The sequence below is a fragment of the Alienimonas sp. DA493 genome (assembly GCF_043951915.1).
GTDB lineage: Bacteria > Planctomycetota > Planctomycetia > Planctomycetales > Planctomycetaceae > Alienimonas.
The window spans coordinates 1-1,445 of record NZ_JBINJD010000319.1; the positions used below are offsets into that span (position 1 = coordinate 1).

Genomic DNA, 1,445 nt, shown 5'->3' on the forward strand with positions numbered 1-1,445 from the left:
GGGTGCCGGCCGCCGGTGGGCGGCTGCTCCGGGTTCGACTCCCGGCGGTTCCCCTAGCCCGCTCCCGTTTAGCTTCACGCGGCGGTGACGGCGAGCCCGGCCGCGGGTCACACGCTCCATCTGCGAACACGGGACGGCTTACCGCGGTCACGCGCGGGCGGAGCCGACAGGCGTGCCGAGGACGCCGACAATCCGCCGGCGTGACGACAACGGCTCCCATAGCGGGGAGCCGGTGCCCGTGGCTCGCGCCGTGCGAGTCCCGTCCGGGTCAGGTGCCGACAGAACTGCCCGGGTAAGCCGACGGAACGTCCGTGCGGTCGGGCCGGGTGGGAAGGTAGACGCCCGAACAAAGACATGAGCTACCCGGTCAAGGCGGGCGTTCCGAAAGGCGGTGATGTCTTGGTCCGACCTCAGCGTGATGGCGTTTCTACGCTATCCGCTGGGGTCGGTCTGCAACGAACGAACCTCTGACAGTGATGACCGCCTCTGGGGTGTGGAATCACCAACACTGAGAGAGCGATCGCGCTATGCTCCACCGCATGAACGTCATCTGGAAGGCTTGCCAGTCCTGCGGGAACGACGCACCGCACGGGGTCCGCAAGGACGGAGCGAAGAACCGAGTGCGAGCTCACTGTCTCGCGTGCGAGCTCGAGCCTGCTCGAACTTCGGAGAGCTCCCCAACCCCGGGAGAGCCCGAGCCGGGCGGCGTCCCGTTCGAGCTCGAGGACGACCACCGCACCCCGGAACAGTCGGACGGCCGCTACGGGCTCGAGGCCGGGGAAGCGTTCGCCGCGGACTTCTACGGCGCCGCCGAGCTCGAGCGGATGCGGGCGAATCAGGCGGAACTCGAGGCGGAGAAGCAGGCGAAGCGAGCTCGCAAAGCCGCCCGGAAGAACGGCCCCGTTTTGCTCGAGGCCGGCGTCTGACCACTGGCGCGGCCGGTCTGTACTCACGAACCTCGGACAGTGATGGAACGCTGGCCTCACCAGTTCACGAACACCAACAGAGAGGACGAACTGATGGGCGACAAGAACGACTACGAAATGGTGGCCGAACTCCGAGGGAAGTACGGAGATACGATCCCGTCGCGGACCCGGTTCCTGCGTTGGTTCGCCCGGGGGAACGGCTGGTTGTGGATCGAACCGGACCGGACTGGGGAACCTTCTCTGTCCGTCACATGGGCCACGCACCGGGGCCACCACGCCCGATGGATGCGACCGGCGTACATGGTCGACCTTCTCCCGGGTGGGGACACGAAGGTCAAGAACGGTCTCTTGGGGGTGTGGCGGTCCTACGTCGGGATGCACCCCTTTCGGGAAGGCGAGGAGCGGAGCGCCGAGATCGTGGAGAAGGTCGTGAGAGCCCGAATACGCGAAACCTTCTCGCTGCTAACCGCCCGCTGACTCCCCCCTGGCGCGGCGTGTCCTCACCGGGGATACCTGCAC

General features: G+C 67.1%; 2 protein-coding genes. Both read left to right on the top strand.

The annotated features are described in order from the left end of the window. The first annotated feature begins 527 nt into the window (after positions 1 to 527). Entirely contained in the window at positions 528 to 926 is a 399-nt protein-coding gene (locus ACG2DA_RS22745) for a hypothetical protein (RefSeq protein ID WP_395258979.1), read from the top strand. A gap of 42 nt (positions 927 to 968) precedes the next feature. Then, positions 969 to 1,403 (top strand): hypothetical protein, encoded by a 435-nt coding sequence (locus ACG2DA_RS22750; protein ID WP_395258981.1) that lies wholly within the window; start codon positions 969 to 971, stop codon positions 1,401 to 1,403. The last annotated feature ends 42 nt before the right edge of the window (positions 1,404 to 1,445 follow it).

Bases quoted from the DNA above. Each gene is read 5' to 3' on its own strand.
- ACG2DA_RS22745 (WP_395258979.1), top strand. From the start codon at position 528: ATGCTCCACCGCATGAACGTCATCTGGAAGGCTTGCCAGTCCTGCGGG.
- ACG2DA_RS22750 (WP_395258981.1), top strand. From the start codon at position 969: ATGGAACGCTGGCCTCACCAGTTCACGAACACCAACAGAGAGGACGAA.